Origin of the sequence: Chitinophaga niastensis, assembly GCF_003014755.1 — a bacterium.
In the GTDB taxonomy this organism is placed as follows: Bacteria; Bacteroidota; Bacteroidia; order Chitinophagales; family Chitinophagaceae; genus Chitinophaga; species Chitinophaga niastensis.
In genome coordinates this window covers 221,980-237,586 of sequence record NZ_PYAW01000001.1, presented here as the reverse complement: position 1 = coordinate 237,586, position 15,607 = coordinate 221,980, and the positions used below count along the sequence as shown (strand labels likewise).

General features: G+C 43.5%; 15 protein-coding genes. 4 read left to right on the top strand and 11 right to left on the bottom strand.

What is annotated here, in order from left to right; genetic code table 11:
- Positions 1-97 precede the first annotated feature (97 nt).
- Together CLV51_RS00960 and CLV51_RS00955 are read right to left on the bottom strand one after the other, a co-directional pair.
- Positions 98-850: a head GIN domain-containing protein gene (locus CLV51_RS00960; protein WP_106526143.1), complete on the bottom strand. Its 753-nt coding sequence runs from the start codon at positions 848-850 to the stop codon at positions 98-100.
- A 454-nt stretch (positions 851-1,304) separates the two neighbouring features.
- On the bottom strand, positions 1,305-2,045 hold the full coding sequence (locus CLV51_RS00955) for a Bax inhibitor-1/YccA family protein (RefSeq protein ID WP_106526142.1): 741 nt from the start codon (positions 2,043-2,045) through the stop codon (positions 1,305-1,307).
- A gap of 279 nt (positions 2,046-2,324) precedes the next feature.
- Here CLV51_RS00955 and CLV51_RS00950 point away from each other — a divergent pair, with 279 nt between their 5' ends.
- Together CLV51_RS00950 and CLV51_RS00945 are read left to right on the top strand one after the other, a co-directional pair.
- Entirely contained in the window at positions 2,325-4,175 is a 1,851-nt protein-coding gene (locus CLV51_RS00950; protein WP_106526141.1) for a 2-oxoacid:acceptor oxidoreductase subunit alpha, read from the top strand.
- 50 nt (positions 4,176-4,225) lie between these two features.
- Positions 4,226-4,903 (top strand): DUF6134 family protein, encoded by a 678-nt coding sequence (locus CLV51_RS00945; RefSeq protein ID WP_106526140.1) that lies wholly within the window; start codon positions 4,226-4,228, stop codon positions 4,901-4,903.
- Between the two features lie 146 nt (positions 4,904-5,049).
- Here the strand turns inward: CLV51_RS00945 and CLV51_RS00940 are convergent, their stop codons facing one another.
- From CLV51_RS00940 to gldA, 8 genes are all read right to left on the bottom strand, one after another.
- On the bottom strand, positions 5,050-6,240 hold the full coding sequence (locus CLV51_RS00940; RefSeq protein WP_106526139.1) for a Gfo/Idh/MocA family protein: 1,191 nt from the start codon (positions 6,238-6,240) through the stop codon (positions 5,050-5,052).
- An 11-nt stretch (positions 6,241-6,251) separates the two neighbouring features.
- Complete coding sequence (locus tag CLV51_RS00935; RefSeq protein ID WP_106526138.1) at positions 6,252-7,472, bottom strand: nucleoside permease; 1,221 nt, start codon at positions 7,470-7,472, stop codon at positions 6,252-6,254.
- Between the two features lie 104 nt (positions 7,473-7,576).
- Complete coding sequence (locus CLV51_RS28990) at positions 7,577-7,717, bottom strand: hypothetical protein (protein ID WP_158266898.1); 141 nt, start codon at positions 7,715-7,717, stop codon at positions 7,577-7,579.
- Between the two features lie 51 nt (positions 7,718-7,768).
- On the bottom strand, positions 7,769-8,416 hold the full coding sequence (gene nth / locus CLV51_RS00930; RefSeq protein ID WP_106526137.1) for an endonuclease III: 648 nt from the start codon (positions 8,414-8,416) through the stop codon (positions 7,769-7,771).
- 71 nt (positions 8,417-8,487) lie between these two features.
- On the bottom strand, positions 8,488-8,700 hold the full coding sequence (locus CLV51_RS00925; protein ID WP_106526136.1) for a hypothetical protein: 213 nt from the start codon (positions 8,698-8,700) through the stop codon (positions 8,488-8,490).
- A gap of 110 nt (positions 8,701-8,810) precedes the next feature.
- Positions 8,811-9,122, bottom strand: coding sequence for an FtsB family cell division protein (locus CLV51_RS00920; RefSeq protein WP_106526135.1), 312 nt, complete (start codon positions 9,120-9,122; stop codon positions 8,811-8,813).
- A 98-nt stretch (positions 9,123-9,220) separates the two neighbouring features.
- The gene (gene eno, locus CLV51_RS00915) at positions 9,221-10,510 is read right to left on the bottom strand and encodes a phosphopyruvate hydratase (protein ID WP_106526134.1); all 1,290 of its coding nucleotides are present in this window, start codon (positions 10,508-10,510) and stop codon (positions 9,221-9,223) included.
- 75 nt (positions 10,511-10,585) lie between these two features.
- Positions 10,586-11,500 carry a gliding motility-associated ABC transporter ATP-binding subunit GldA gene (gldA, locus tag CLV51_RS00910; protein WP_106526133.1) on the bottom strand — a complete coding sequence of 305 codons (915 nt, stop codon included), beginning with the start codon at positions 11,498-11,500 and terminating at the stop codon, positions 10,586-10,588.
- 84 nt (positions 11,501-11,584) lie between these two features.
- Between gldA and CLV51_RS00905 the strand changes: the two genes are divergently transcribed.
- Positions 11,585-13,276, top strand: a complete 1,692-nt coding sequence (locus CLV51_RS00905; RefSeq protein WP_158266897.1) for a M23 family metallopeptidase — start codon at positions 11,585-11,587, stop codon at positions 13,274-13,276.
- Between the two features lie 53 nt (positions 13,277-13,329).
- Positions 13,330-13,791 carry a thioredoxin-dependent thiol peroxidase gene (gene bcp, locus CLV51_RS00900; RefSeq protein WP_106526131.1) on the top strand — a complete coding sequence of 154 codons (462 nt, stop codon included), beginning with the start codon at positions 13,330-13,332 and terminating at the stop codon, positions 13,789-13,791.
- A gap of 246 nt (positions 13,792-14,037) precedes the next feature.
- Here the strand turns inward: bcp and CLV51_RS00895 are convergent, their stop codons facing one another.
- Complete coding sequence (locus tag CLV51_RS00895; RefSeq protein ID WP_106526130.1) at positions 14,038-15,588, bottom strand: SUMF1/EgtB/PvdO family nonheme iron enzyme; 1,551 nt, start codon at positions 15,586-15,588, stop codon at positions 14,038-14,040.
- Positions 15,589-15,607 lie beyond the last annotated feature (19 nt).

Here is a 15,607-nt window from a genome sequence, read left to right as displayed (position 1 = left end):
CTTATAAAATAAATAAAAGGCCCTCGCAATAGCGGGGGCCTTTACTGTTAAAACCACAGACAGCATAACAGTGTAGACTATACGAAAATTTATGGCACTACAGTTTGATTAATTTCCCCGACCCTTTTATATCTGCATTTACTTTTGCAGCACCCGTGTACGTAATATTGCCACTACCGTAAATATTGGCATTGAGTGTTTTCGCAGCACATATCGAATGTTCACCGGAACCACGAATAGTAATGTTGGCATTTTGCACAGACATATCCAACGCTGCTATATTCCCACTACCATTAATATCGCTATCCAGCGTTACAGCACTGCCTTTCATAGTAATATTGCCCGATCCGTTAATAGTGGTGGTAAGATCTGTAGTAACCAGCAATAAAGATGCGTTGGCACTGCCGTTTAATTCATACTTAAACAACGAAGTATGTATGGTATCCTTACTTTCCAGAGAACCAGAACCATCAAAAGTTATACGCTGAAAAAGACGATTGTGCACATATATCCGGATAGGTAAATGATGCCGGATATTTACATGATTCCTGATGCGTACAAACAATCCGTTGTTGCTGACACCGGTTTCTATCACATCTATAATATTATCTTCAGCTTTTATTTCTACTGCAGCAGTATCCTCCTGCAAGAGGTGCACCTCAAATGGTCCGGATATATCCACATCTGCAAAAGTTGCTGTATTGCGGGTTTGCGACACTACATTGCCGGAACCGGAAATATTATCTTTGGTGCAACCGGAAAGTATAACGCTAAAGATAGCTACCATCAACAGCACCCATCCTAGACTTAAACTGGTATATGCAATAACAACTTGTTTCTTTGTCATCATCTTTTTAAAGGGGGTGTTTAAAGAATGACGGCTGCGGAAATATTTACCCCTATGATCGTGAAGGAAATAAGGCAAAAAAAGAAGCCGGCCGTACAGACGTACGGAACCGGCTTTTGATTAACCCCTATGAAAACAAACTATTGCTCTTGTTTAATATGCTAATTGAATCTCCCGCACATCAGTGGATTTTCTATTATCCACTTTAATAGCTGTAACAGTTGCAGGTTTAAATGATGCCTTTGTTTTTATGATAACGGTATATGCATCTGTTTTAGCGTGTGCTGCACTGTTATACTTTATATGCTTGGAAATGCATTATTGAAAACTATTTTTGCAATTACGGTGCCATTAAATGCAATCATCTTTTCTTTAACAATTTTTTTGGAAGACATTAACAAAATAAAAAAGCCGCCTCAATTTTTTGAGACGGCTTTTATGCATATAATTTTTGTTATTATTTTCTGTTCAATTTGCTCAACAGACGCAATATTTCCAGGTATAACCATACCAGGGTTACCATCAGACCAAAAGATGCGTACCACTCAAAATATTTGGGTGCACCTTGTGCAGCACCTTGTTCTATCATATCAAAATCAAGAATGAGGTTTAGTGCGGCAATGCTGACTACGACCAGTGAAAATATAATTCCAAAAGTACCACTGCTATGAATAAGTGGCATTTCTATATGGAACATACGCAGTGCAAGTGCAATGAGGTAAAAGATACCAATGCCAAGGGTAGCGGTAAAAACGATAGATTTAAAACGTTCTGTAGCGCGGATTACACCGGTACGATATAAAATCAGCATCGCTATGAAAGTGCCGAAAGTAAGTCCTACTGCCTGTAATACAATGCCCTGATACTGGCTGTTAAACATAGCAGAGATAGCGCCCAGAAATAAGCCCTCAGCAATAGCATAAGCAGGAGCAATGTATGGAGCCCATTCCTTTTTGAAGATAATTACCATAGCGAGGATAAAACCACCGATAGCGCCACCTATTGCCAGTGCCATCACACTGCTGCTACCTTTAGCGAACTCGCCCCAGGAATATACGGCCGCTGCCATTAACATGATCAGCAGAAAAGACATTTTGTTCACAGTACCACGGATGGTCATTGTTTCACCTGCAATATGCGGTGCTTTATCAAATACACTTTGTTTAAGTACAGGGTTGTTCGATTGAAATAGTGCCATAAAGTATAGTTTAAAATTTATGGGTTAAAAATACGATTTGATTTGATATCACGATATTTGCGGGATATAAATTGTAACAAAATTAGCATTTTATAGGCAATAACTTCCTGTTATCACCCATAACAAGAAGTAATAGGAATAACAGATTCCTGTAATAATAGTCTACCAAAGTTGTGTACTTTTGTATTCAAATCAGGATCAATCTTAATAGATGTGGGGTTACTACCTGCCGATTACCTAAATTTACACCTTTAAAAAGAATACCTTAAAAGAATATAGATGCCTAATACTTCGATTCAACAGCTGGAGGATGTAGTGATAAAATTTGCGGGTGACAGTGGAGACGGGATGCAGTTAACGGGTACCCAGTTTTCAAATAATACCGCTTTATTTGGCAATGACCTGAGCACATTCCCGGATTTCCCCGCAGAAATACGTGCCCCGATAGGTACACTGCCGGGCGTGAGCGGATTTCAGCTTCATTTTTCTTCTAACAGAATATTTACACCAGGAGATGCCTGTGACGTACTGGTAGTCATGAACGCTGCTGCTTTAAAAGCCAATCTGAAAGGGCTGAAAAGAGGCGGTATTATCCTGGCCAATACAGACGGCTTTGATGCAAAAAACCTGCGCCTGGCTAATTATCCGGAGGGTGTAAATCCCCTGGAAGATGGCTCACTGGTAGATTACCAGTTGCATACCATGGATGTTACCAAAATGACGCGCGAAGCGCTGAAAGACATCAACATGGGTATGAAAGAGAAAGACCGCGCAAAAAATATGTTTGTGCTCGGCTTCCTCTACTGGCTGTACGACCGTAACATGGAAAATACAGAAACTTTCCTGAAGGAGAAGTTTGGTAAAAAACCGGAAATACTGGAAAGTAACCTGAGAGTACTGCATGCCGGCTATAATTTTGCTGACACAGTGGAAGCTTTCACCACCCGCTATCGTGTGGAAAAAGCCAGGATGGAACCAGGTACCTACCGCAGCATTACGGGGAATACCGCGCTGTCGTACGGACTGGTAGCAGCTTCACAAAAGGCTAACCTGCCATTATTCCTCGGAACTTATCCTATTACACCGGCTTCCGATATTCTTCATGAACTAAGTCGCTTCAAAAACTTTGGCATACGTACCTTCCAGGCAGAAGATGAAATTGCTGGTATTACTTCCGCTATTGGTGCCTCTTACGGCGGCCATATGGGTATTACCACTACTTCCGGTCCGGGTATGGCGCTGAAAGGCGAAGCCATGGGATTGGCAGTAATGCTGGAAATTCCGTTACTGATCATCGATATTCAACGTGGTGGCCCTTCTACGGGCTTACCTACTAAAACGGAGCAGTCGGATCTGTTACAGGCATATTATGGCCGTAACGGGGAGTGCCCGATGCCAGTAATATCTGCCAGTACACCGGCGGATTGTTTCGAAGCTATATTTGAAGCATTCCGTATCTCAGTACAACACATGACACCGGTTATCTTCCTCAGCGACGGGTACATTGCCAATGGTGCTGAACCATGGCGTTTCCCTAAAGCAGCTGACCTGCCCGAAATTGAAGTGAAATTCAAAAAAGGACTGGAAGAAGGAGAGGAGAATTTCCTGCCTTATCACCGTGATGAAAACCTGGTGCGTCCATGGGCCGTTCCTGGTACACCTGGTCTGGAACACCGTATTGGTGGCCTGGAAAAACAGAATATCACCGGTAATGTCAGCTACGATCCGGAAAATCACCAGTTAATGGTGAAGATCCGCCAGGAGAAAGTAGATAAGATTGCTGATCATATTCCATTACAAAAAATTGAACTCGGTCCGGAAAAAGGAAAAATTCTGGTGCTGGGATGGGGATCTACCTATGGTTCTATAAAAAGTGCAGTACTGGAATTGTTGGCAGAAGGCCATGAAGTGGCACATGCACATATCCGTCACCTGCGTCCTTTCCCTAAAAACCTGGGCGAAATCCTGCACAGTTACGATAAAGTACTCATTCCGGAAATCAACAACGGACAGCTGATCAAAATCATACGTGATCAGTATCTGATTGATGCTCAGGGGTATCATAAAATTATGGGCGTACCTATTACCAAAGGAGAGCTGGTCACCAAGATCAGGGAAATGCTGGCATAAGTTGTGGCTATATAAATGATTTTACTGCACAATAAAAAATCCTGTCCTTCGTGACAGGATTTTTTGTATTTTCCTGCACGGAGGACTATTACAGCTACCTCCTCCATGTGAAATATTTTCAGTTTAAGTCAAAGAATATGAAGAGCCTTTTTCGTGTATTGTTTAGCGTTATAACGGCGGCTGTATTGTATCTGCCTTCGCATGCCCAGACGAATACTTTTGAAGTACGGATAGCCAACCATGCAGTAGGTACAATTGAAGCTAATCGTAAAGTGAGTGGTCAGGCTAAAAACATTGTTATTAAAACACGTATCCAGATAATGCTGTCTAAAATAAACAGTGATATCATTAATGAATACAATAATAATGTGCTTACTACAGCTAAATCTTCCCGTATATCAGGAAAGAACGGGGAAGATAAGGAAACAACCACGCGCCGCAACGGAAAGGAATATGCGGTAGTTGTTAATGGTGAAAAATCTGTTATTGATAACGCAGAAATAGAAGAATGTGTAGCAGACCTTTATTTTGTTGAACCTAAACAGGTCACCCGTGTATTTTCTGAAACATTAGGGCGTTTTTTGCCGCTTAAATCCATCGGTGGGGGTGTGTATGAACTGATCCTGCCGGAGGGGAAAAAGAACGTATTTAAATACGAAAACGGGACGTTAGTGCTGGTAGAGGTGAACCATACATTTGGGAAAGCTATTTTTGTAAAAGTCAGTTAGAACCAGGATTAAACGGATTGAATGGATTACCCTGATGGGTGCCGAAGATGTAAGCAGAGATATTTGCACATATCTACTTAATAAAATAAAACATTAAAACGTCCATCAGGGTAATCCATTCAATCCATTTAATCCTGGTTCAGGCATTATACGGTTTGCTCAATAATCTGCCCGGATACCTTATCCTTCAGTATCAGTTTCTTCACACCAAAATGCGTCATCTCTTCCTTCACCAGGTAGTATTGATCATTGTAGTCAGTCAGGGTTTTAGTTTTAGTAACACCTTCCTGTCCACGCCATACTTCCAGCTGTACCGGCTCCCATTGCTTGGTAGCTGCACTTTTGTAAGCTGCATCCAGAATAGCATTTACTACATAACCATCATAGAAGGTTTCCCGTGCTTCTTTACCATTTTCCATGGCATTGAACATGTCGGTAAACATATGATTGTACCCCAATTCATTGAGTTCATCGCCTACCGGAAACAGCCAGCCTGTGTTACTTTCCGCCTTTTCTGCTACATAGTCGGCCCCTTTGCCGGTAGTGAACATATCAAAGCCGGTACGTAAAAAACTATTGAGCCAGATGGTGCCTTCCGTACCCATTACTTCATCGCGCAAATCCAGGCCGCCACGGAAAGTCCAGCTTACCTCAAACTGGCCAATAGCCCCGTTTTCATACTTCACCAAACCAATAGCATGATCTTCTGCATCAATAGGTTTTACCTGCGTATCTGCCCAGCACATTACTTCTACCGGTCTGATATCTTTCCCGATAAAGTTGCGTCCGATTTCTACGCAATGACAGCCCAGATCCAGTATACAACCACCCCCGGCCTGTTCTTTATCCCAAAACCATTCGCTGTGCGGACCAGGATGGGTTTCTCTTGATTTGGCCCAGAGGATACGTCCCAATGCCCCGTCCTGCACACTTTGGAGTGCTTTCAGGAATTTAGGTGTGTACACCAGGTCTTCCAGGTAACCATGGAAAATGCCGGCTTTTTCAACCGCTTCCAGCATCCGTTTGGCTTCCTGTGCATTGCGCCCCAGCGGCTTGGTACAGATCACCGCTTTTTTATGTTTGCAACATAAATTTACCGCCGCTTCATGCAGGTTGTTGGGCAGCGATACACATACCACTTCTACTTCCGGATTAGATACGGCTGCTTCCATATCCAATGTCCAGTGGGCTACATTATAATCAGCCGCAAATTTCTTTGCACTTTCTTCCCGGCGGGAATACACACTCACAATTTTATCGCGACTACGCTGCCCCTGCAACGAATCTGAATAAAACCGCGCAATAAAGCCCGAACCAAGCATTGCTATCTTTGCCATACAAAATCAGGTTAATGTTTTACAACTGTATTTTTATCTACCTTATTATCTCTGAAAAATAACATAAACAATACCAGTACTGCTCCGGCAATTCCGGCAGGAATGAGCCAGATGGTTTGCCAGTTATGGCCACCGGAGGTTTTGTATGCTTCTACAATAGGTCCGGAAATAAGGAAACCTATGAGCATACCTACGCCATAAGTAGCCAGCGTAACAAAGCCCTGCGCAGAACTTTTAAATTCTTCTCCGGCAATTTTATCGGTATAGATCTGCCCTGTTACGAAGAAGAAATCGTAACAGATACCATGTAACACAATACCCACAATCAGCATCCAGTAGTTAGTATCGATATTGCCGTAAGCAAACAGGGTATAACGTATTACCCAGGCCAGCATACCTAATGCCAGCATCTTTTTTACGCCCAGCCTGGCAAAAAACAGCGGCATCACCAGCATGAACAGGAACTCAGACATTTGCCCCATAGATTGTTTGCCGGCAGCAGCGTCCATCCCTATTTCATTGAGGAAGGGATTGGTAAAGTTATAGTAGAATGCCAGTGGTATACAGATAGCAATGGAAGAGAGAAAGAACAGCAGATAGGAGCGGTTCTTCAACATGCGGATGGCGTCCAGTCCGAGGATTTCTCGAACAGATACTTTAGTGCCTTTCTTGGATGGTGGTGTTTTAGGCAGCGTAAAACTGAATACACCCAGCAGCAAAGAGGCTGCTGCAGCCATTTTAAAGGTCAGATCAAGACTGTTTGTTTTTTCCCAGTGCAGCCATCCTATCAGCAAACCGGCTATGATCCAGCCAACGGTACCAAATACACGGATAAAGGAAAATTCTTTGCTGGGATCACTCATCTGACGGAAAGAAATAGCGTTTACCAATGCCAGTGTAGGCATGTAAAGGATCATATAAACCAGTAGCACGGGATAGAAGCTGTCGAAGGTGGTCATGCCGGAACAAATCCATAACAGTGCTGTACCGATCAGGTGAATAACACCCAGTATCACCTGTGCAGCAATAAAACGGTCTGCTATTATACCCACAATAAAAGGTGCAATCACAGCACCGATAGACTGGGTGAGGAATGCTACGCTCACCTGTGTGGCGCTGGTGTCCTGCAGATTTTTTAATACGAATGTTCCTAATGTCACAAACCATGCTCCCCAGATGAAAAATTCAAGGAACATCATGAATGATAGTTGTACCCTAACAGCTGATTTCATAACGGCTAATGCTTTATTTATTGCATCTTAATGAATCATTTAAGATAATAAAATTTGCCAAATGCCTGTTGAAATTAATGATGGATAAAGGAAACTTTTGACGTTCACAGGGCGCTGCTGCGGATCTTCCGGCCGGGCATTACAGCAATCTCTGAACCCGCTGCCAGCAAAGCGCTGCGAGGATTTTGCTGCAACATGTTTTCAAAAGCGGCGCCACGATTGTAATATGGCAGGATCTGCTTCAAAATTAATCATCAGTAAATTTGTCCAGGCAGCAGTGAGGAAGGGACGCATATTTAATTGGCTTTAATCAGTTGTGCATAGTATTTACATGCTGGTCTGAGGCCGCATTCACCGCATTTGGGGCTACGTGCCACACAAGTATAACGGCCATGCAAAATAAGCCAGTGATGTGCAATATGTACTTTCTCTGTTGGAATGTTTTTCAGTAGCTGTAATTCTGTTTGCAGGGGTGTGGTTGCATTGGTAGTAAGACCAATACGCGCGGATACCCTGAATACATGTGTATCCACCGCCATGTTAGGCTGATGATGTACTACAGAGGTGATCACATTGGCCGTTTTGCGGCCTACGCCGGGCAGTTTTATCAGTTCCGGCACAGTAGCAGGTATTTCTCCGTTGAATTCCTCCACAACCAGCTGGGCCATGCCTATGAGGTGTTTTGTTTTGTTGTTGGGATAGCTGATACTGCGGATCAATGGGAAAAGGTCATCGAAGGTAGCCTTGCTCAGTGCATACACATCCGGGTACTGTGCAAAGATGGCCGGGGTGGTCATATTTACGCGTTTATCAGTGCATTGTGCAGACAAGATAACGGCTACCAGTAATTGGTATGGATTGTCGTAGATGAGTTCGGTTTCGGCATTGGGCGCATATGTCTCAAAGTAGTTGAGTACAAATGCATAACGCTCTTTTTTGGTCATGCCGTAAAGATAAGAAAAATGAAAAAGGAACCGCACCGCAAGGCACAGTACGCAATTGTTATTTTTCTTAATTATTCCTGCCCCTGCTTGTTAGCGGCGTAGTCAAAAATTACCTGAAGAGTAGCTGCTCTTGGGGCAAAGCGCACGGTGTTAAGGGCGGCTTTGGTATCCTCGAAGCATGCTTGTTCTTCCCGGGTCAACGAGAGTTCTTCCTGGTGATGTTTGAGATCGCTTTTTGTAACAAGACACAGGGTTGACAGGACAGAAAGTGTAAAATTACTCATGCATTATTATTTTAATACTAAGAATAGGTTCTTAATTATAACGACAGAATTGCTGTATCTATTGTTAATTTAAGATAAATTTTTAAGATATGCAAGGGGGGACATTAGGCTTATTGCTTAGGGGCCGGGGTGATAATAAAGAGGTCTTCGTTATCTTTTTTCATATAATATTTCTCGCGGGCAAATTTTTCCAGTTTTTCAGGGCTGGAAAGTAGCTCCTGTTGCTCTTCGCGGGTTTGTTTAATCTCTTTGAGAAAGAATTCCTTTTGGGTTTCCAGTTTGTTTACTTCCGACTGGAACTGGTATTGCAACATGAGATTGGTCTTGTCCAGAAACGCGATCCATACTATAAAAGCAGCAACAGCAATAAAGAACTTGTTCTTTAAATACTTAGGAACTTTTATGGACTTGAGCAATGACATGAGGCAATTTACAAAAAATAATTACGAATTACGACTATAAGCGAAGATCGCTTCGATCCGTAATTCGTAATTCGCAATTCGTAATTATTAAAATTGGTTTATTTTTTAACGCTAATTGAATTAGTAGGATATATTGCTACATCGCCCAATGCTTCTTCAATACGCAGTAACTGGTTGTATTTAGCCATACGATCCGTACGGGAAGCAGAACCGGTTTTGATCTGACCGCAGTTCAATGCTACCGCGAGATCAGCAATAGTGGTATCTTCTGTTTCGCCGGAACGGTGACTCATGATAGAAGTATAACCGGCTTTATGTGCCATGTTTACAGCATCAATAGTTTCTGTTACAGTACCGATCTGGTTTACTTTAACGAGGATGCTGTTGGCAATACCCTGATCAATACCTTGTTTCAGACGCAGTACATTGGTAACGAATAAATCATCGCCTACCAGCTGAACGCGGCTACCTACAGACTCGGTCAGTTTTTTCCAACCAGCCCAATCATCTTCAGCCATACCGTCTTCGATAGAAACGATAGGATATTTATTAACCCACTCTGTCCAGTAAGCAACCATTTCATCGCTGCTGATTACTTTCTGAGAGCTTTTATAGAATTTGTAAGTGTTGGTAGCATCATCGTACATTTCGCTGCTGGCGGCATCCAGGGCAATAGCAATTTGCTCGCCTGGTACATAACCTGCTGCTTTGATAGCTTCCAGTACAGTTTCGATAGCTTCTTCGTTGCTCTGAATTTCAGGAGCAAAGCCGCCTTCGTCACCTACGTTGGTGCTGTAACCTTTCTTTTTCAGTACGGATTTCAGGTGGTGGAATACTTCCACGCCCCAACGCAGACCTTCAGAGAAAGAAGCTGCACCTACCGGTACGATCATGAATTCCTGGAAATCAATTTTGTTATCAGCGTGCGCGCCACCATTGATGATGTTCATCAAAGGAATAGGCAGGGTGAATGCGTTTACGCCACCGAGGTAACGGTACAGCGGTTGATTGCATTCGTCAGCAGCAGCTTTAGCAACAGCCATGCTCACAGCCAGGGTAGCGTTAGCACCCAGCTTAGCTTTATTAGGAGTGCCATCCAGTTGGATCAGCAGTTTATCTATACCAGCCTGGTCTGTAACGTCCCAACCTACCAGTTCTTCAGCGATGATGTCGTTTACATTATTAACGGCCTGTAATACGCCTTTACCCATGTAAACACTCTTGTCATTATCACGGAGCTCTACTGCTTCATGTTTACCTGTAGAAGCACCGGAAGGTACTGCTGCACGACCAAAATGGCCATCTTCTGTGGTTACATCCACTTCAATTGTAGGATTACCGCGGCTATCCAGTATTTGCCTGGCATGGATTTCTGAAATAATACTCATAATACAAAAGTTATAATTGTTATTAGCTATTAGTGTTTATGGCCTGGCTTTTAGCTGCATGCTGATAGCAAAAAACTAAGCGCTTTTCGTTATTTCCCGGAAAATAGTCTCCAGGCTTTGTGAATTGCTCTGCAAAGAAAGTATGTTCCTGTTATTAATCAAAGCAAATTGTAAGAGGTTTTTTCTCACATCGTCAACCTGGCTGGTAAATAGTTGCCAGGTATTGCCTTCGCGGGCCACCACACGGGTTACACCGGCTATTCCCAACAGTTCAGCTTCGCTGGTAAGTTCCGCAAAGGTAACCTGTATGTAACCGTTGCCGGCATTGTTTTTCTGAAGTATTGATAATTTATCGTCAGCAACAATCTTTCCTTTGTTAATGATGATTACCCGGTCGCAGAGGGCCTCTACTTCCTGCATGATGTGGGTAGACAGGATCACTGTTTTATTAGCGCCCAATTCCTTAATCAGCTGGCGTATATCGGCCAACTGGTTGGGATCCAGGCCTGTGGTGGGTTCATCCAGTATCAACACTTCCGGATCATGAAGCAGCGCGTGAGCCAGGCCTACTCTTTGTTTGTAGCCGTTGGAAAGTGCGCCGATCTTTTTGTGGCGCTCCGGTTGCAGACCAGTAAGGTTGATTACTTCTGTAATCCGCTGTGAGCTTGCCTTTCCCAGCTGATGTATGCCAGCAATGAATTCCAGGAATTCTTTGATGTACATATCATAATACAACGGGTTGGATTCCGGCAGATAGCCCACCCGTTTACGTACTTCCAGCGATTGCTCCACAATGTCAAAACCACATACACTGGCCTTACCACTGGTAGGTGGTAAAAAACCGGTAATCATTTTCATGGTAGTGGATTTCCCGGCACCATTGGGCCCCAGGAAACCAGTGATTTCCCCCTTCTTTAATTCAAAGGAAATAGCATCCACGGCCCGCTGTTCGCCATATACTTTACTGAGTTCTGATACCTGGATAGACATGTATAATTGAACGTTTTGCGGGAACTAAAGTACTATAAAAAGAGCATGTTTTCTGCTTTCGGCTTTTTCCTACATTTGCATACTATGAAGAGAGTCATTGGTTTATTTTGCTTACTACCGCATTTGTTACAGGCGCAATCCATTCCGGTAAAGGACTACCCGCAAGGCTATTTCAGAAATCCGCTAAACGTTCCCATAGAGCTGGCAGGCAACTTTGGAGAACTGCGACCTAACCACTTTCACTCCGGCATGGATATAAAAACCCAGCAAAAGGAAAACCTGCCCGTGCATGCTGCTGCAGATGGCTATGTAAACCGTATCGGCGTTTCACATACCGGCTTTGGTAACGTACTCTATATTACTCACCCTAACGGCTACACGACGGTATATGCCCATCTGAACAGCTTTTTTCCGGCACTGCAGCAATATGTAAAACAACAGGAATACCAGGCAGAAAGCTGGGCCAGTGATCTGACTATTCCTCCCGGCATGTTTCCGGTAAAGAAAGGTGATTTTGTAGCCCTGAGTGGTAACACTGGCGGCTCTGCAGGTCCGCACCTGCACTTTGAAATCAGGAATACCCAAACCGAAAAGCCGCTAAACCCGCTACTCTTTGGTTTCAACATAGCAGATACCCGTGCTCCGGATGTATATCGCATCGCTGTTTACGATATGGAGAAAAGCATATATGAACAACAACCACTGATGCTACCCGTAAAAAAAGTAGGTGGGGAATATGTAACTACGCAACCCGTTATTAAAGTAAAGGCCGCTAAAGCAGGTGTGGGGCTTAACGCAGTAGATCGCATGAATAATGTACCTAACATCTACGGCATATACGAAGTAACGATGTTAAACAACGGCGTGCCTGATATAGACTTCCAGCTGGACAATATCGGCTACGAAGAAACCCGTTATATCAATGCACACATCGATTATAAAGTGAAGAAAGGCGGTGGTCCTTATCTGCAGCTGGTTTTCTCGCTTCCAGGTAATGAACTCGATATTTACCACGACCTCAAAGGGGATGGTACTATCAACCTGGCAGATGGAACTATACATGATGTGAAGTTGCTGGTGAAAGATGCATATGGCAATACTTCTACTGTGAAATTTGCATTACAACAGACCGGCTCAGATGCAGCAGATAAAACATGTGCTAATGCCATGTATCCTGATTCCCGCAATATATTTGAAAATAACCAGGTAGAATTTTATCTCGATGAACAGGCATTATACGATAAGATCTGTTTCAACTACCTGGAAACACCCGCTACCAGTGCAAAAGCGTATTCCAATACCTATCGTTTGCATACACCACTGGTGCCGGTGCATGATTTTTTTGCACTGCGTATGCGCCCGTCGAGAAATATACCTGATTATCTGCAGCCAAGAATAGTGATGGTAAGAGAAGGATTGGGCAGCAGTGTTTCCGGTACTACCCTGGAAAACGGTTGGTACAAAGGTACTTTCCGTGAATTTGGTAACTTCCACCTGGAAGTGGATACCACGGCGCCTAAAGTAACACCTTTAGGAATAAAGCCTGGCGCTAATCTGGCTAAAGCTACCAAATTGTTGTTTGCTATGAATGATGCCAGCGGTATTAAAAGCTACCGCGCGGAGCTGGATGGTAAATGGCTGATGTTCTCCCGTAAAAATAACGTACTCACTTACACGTTTGATGAGCATTGTCCGGCAGGTACGCACACGTTGGTGATGAAGGTAATGGACTTGGCAGGAAATGAAGGCACTTACAGATTAACTTTCAGACGTTAATTAGTTTGTCAGGTAATCAATAAAACACAATTCTAACAGTTAAAAGTTAATATATGGCACTCTTAAAAGAAGGCGATAAAGCGCCTGTTTTCAAAGGAAAAGATCAGCACGGCAAAACCGTATCACTGACAGACTTTAAAGGAAAGCGGGTGGTCCTGTATTTTTATCCCAAGGATATGACACCAGGATGTACTGCACAGGCCTGCAACTTGCGCGATAACTACCAGGCACTGACCAAAAAAGGATATGCCGTAGTAGGTGTAAGCACTGACAGCGAACAAAGTCACCAGAAATTTATAGAGAAATACGAACTGCCTTTTACATTACTTGCAGATGAAGACAAAGCTGTTGTTCATCAGTATGGCGTTTATGGTGAGAAACAAATGATGGGTAAAACCTATGATGGCATCTTTCGTACTACCTTCCTCATTGATGAGCATGGCGTAATTGCACACATCATCAAAAAGCCGGATACAAAGAATCACACAGAAGAAATTCTGGAACTCTGGAAATAAATTGTCTTACTCCCCGATTAGGCTGATTATGATGATTACCCCGATTTTGTTTTTTTGATTTTATAAGATTTAAAGAGATTAGCGAAGATCGAAGCGGGCATAGTCGCTTTTATCTTCGCTAATCTCTTTAAATCAAAAAAATAAAATCGGGGTAATCATCATAATCATCCTAATCAGCCTAATCGGGAGTAAGACAAAAAAAGCCCCCTGCCAAAGGCAGAGGGCTTCCTATAATTTAGGTTGTTATTATCTTTTCTGTCTTTGTTTCTTAAACAGGTTACCTGTTTTGAACTTGTTACCTTCCGGGCTACCTACGCGATCCATTGCGCAACGGAAACCTACAGTGTTAGTAGCCATATCTTCCTGCATGAAGCGACGGGTACCTGGTGAAAGCCAGTAAGCACGGTCGTTCCAGCTACCACCTTTAACTACGTGAGATTTATCATTGACCAGACTGGTGATGCCATAACCATATTCAACCTGTGAAAGGGAGTCACCATCCAGGTAGTTGATCACATCACCTTTCTGATAGTTCAGACGATTAGCACTTTCTTCATCAGTTACATCACGCATTTTCAGATGACCGAGGCTGTCTTTTTCAAACTCTTTATTTTCATTCTGATAAACAGTCTGGAATTTGTTACCACGGAAGTAGTTGAAGTCATCGCCATCAATCGGGGTTAGTGGTCTGTAAACGTCCAGTACCCATTCTGCTACGTTACCTGACATATTGTAGATACCGAAAGTATTAGGATAGAAGGAGCGGATAGGACCAGGGATAGAAGCGCGGTCATTCAAACCACCAGCCACACCCATGTTATCACCGGAACCACGTTTGAAGTTGGCCAGGAACTGACCCTGCATGGTACCGCGGCGGATATCACGTAAACCGCTGGTGTTGGTTCCCCAGGAGTACACCTGTTTGTTCATGATCAGCTCTTCCCCGTGTTTACCTTCTTTTTTGGAAGGACCGGGGTTCTGACCAATGTAACCCAGTGCTGCGTATTCCCATTCTGCTTCTGTTGGCAGGCGGTAGTTCGGTAACATAATACCATCTTCAAAAGCGGCGTTACGCGGTGTACCATCCGGGTTTTTGAACTGGTCTTTGGTACTTTTAGACATCTTGCCCGGTGTACCTTCATACAGGCCGGCCGTGTAGGATTTAGTATCAAAGGTGTTGTCGTCGGACTGGCTGGTAACATCTGCTTTGGAAAGCAGGCCTTTGTCCATCAACAGTTTTTCGTTTACACGGTTGGAACGCCATTTACAATAGTCAGTAGCCTGTTTCCAGGTAACACCAACTACCGGATAGTCGTTATATGCCGGATGACGGAAGTAATACTCTACCAGCGGTTCGTTGTATGCCAGCTCACTACGCCATACCAGGGTATCGGGTAATGCATTACGGTATACAGCAGGGAAGGACTCGCCATAAACACGGCCCAGCCAGTAAAGGTATTCACGATAATGTACGTTGGCTACTTCAGATTCATCAATGTAGAAAGAGGAAACTGTAATACGACGTGGAATGTTATTCCAGTCGCCCATTACATCCTGCTCTGTTGCTCCCATTGCAAAAGTACCACCTTGTACAAAGACAAGGCCCGGCCCGGTTTGCTGGTTTACATTTTTAGCTACGCTGAAACCACCCATTTTCTGGTCGTTATAGTTCCAGCCGGTAGCAGAAGAAGCTTGCTTCTTCTTGCCGAAAAGTCCCCCGCCGTCTTTATGACAGGCACTCATGGATAGCATTACGCTGGTACCTACGAGCAATGATAAAGAGGTTAATCTACGCATGCGATACAGCTTTAGTCTA

Coding starts and splice junctions, on each gene's coding strand:
- CLV51_RS00955 (WP_106526142.1), bottom strand. CDS start 2,045: ATGGCACTATTTCAATCGAACAACCCTGTACTTAAACAAAGTGTATTT.
- CLV51_RS00895 (WP_106526130.1), bottom strand. CDS start 15,588: ATGCGTAGATTAACCTCTTTATCATTGCTCGTAGGTACCAGCGTAATG.
- CLV51_RS00950 (WP_106526141.1), top strand. CDS start 2,325: ATGCCTAATACTTCGATTCAACAGCTGGAGGATGTAGTGATAAAATTT.
- CLV51_RS00940 (WP_106526139.1), bottom strand. CDS start 6,240: ATGGCAAAGATAGCAATGCTTGGTTCGGGCTTTATTGCGCGGTTTTAT.
- CLV51_RS00920 (WP_106526135.1), bottom strand. CDS start 9,122: ATGTCATTGCTCAAGTCCATAAAAGTTCCTAAGTATTTAAAGAACAAG.
- CLV51_RS00905 (WP_158266897.1), top strand. CDS start 11,585: ATGAAGAGAGTCATTGGTTTATTTTGCTTACTACCGCATTTGTTACAG.
- CLV51_RS00960 (WP_106526143.1), bottom strand. CDS start 850: ATGATGACAAAGAAACAAGTTGTTATTGCATATACCAGTTTAAGTCTA.
- CLV51_RS00935 (WP_106526138.1), bottom strand. CDS start 7,472: ATGAAATCAGCTGTTAGGGTACAACTATCATTCATGATGTTCCTTGAA.
- bcp (WP_106526131.1), top strand. CDS start 13,330: ATGGCACTCTTAAAAGAAGGCGATAAAGCGCCTGTTTTCAAAGGAAAA.
- gldA (WP_106526133.1), bottom strand. CDS start 11,500: ATGTCTATCCAGGTATCAGAACTCAGTAAAGTATATGGCGAACAGCGG.
- nth (WP_106526137.1), bottom strand. CDS start 8,416: ATGACCAAAAAAGAGCGTTATGCATTTGTACTCAACTACTTTGAGACA.
- eno (WP_106526134.1), bottom strand. CDS start 10,510: ATGAGTATTATTTCAGAAATCCATGCCAGGCAAATACTGGATAGCCGC.
- CLV51_RS00925 (WP_106526136.1), bottom strand. CDS start 8,700: ATGAGTAATTTTACACTTTCTGTCCTGTCAACCCTGTGTCTTGTTACA.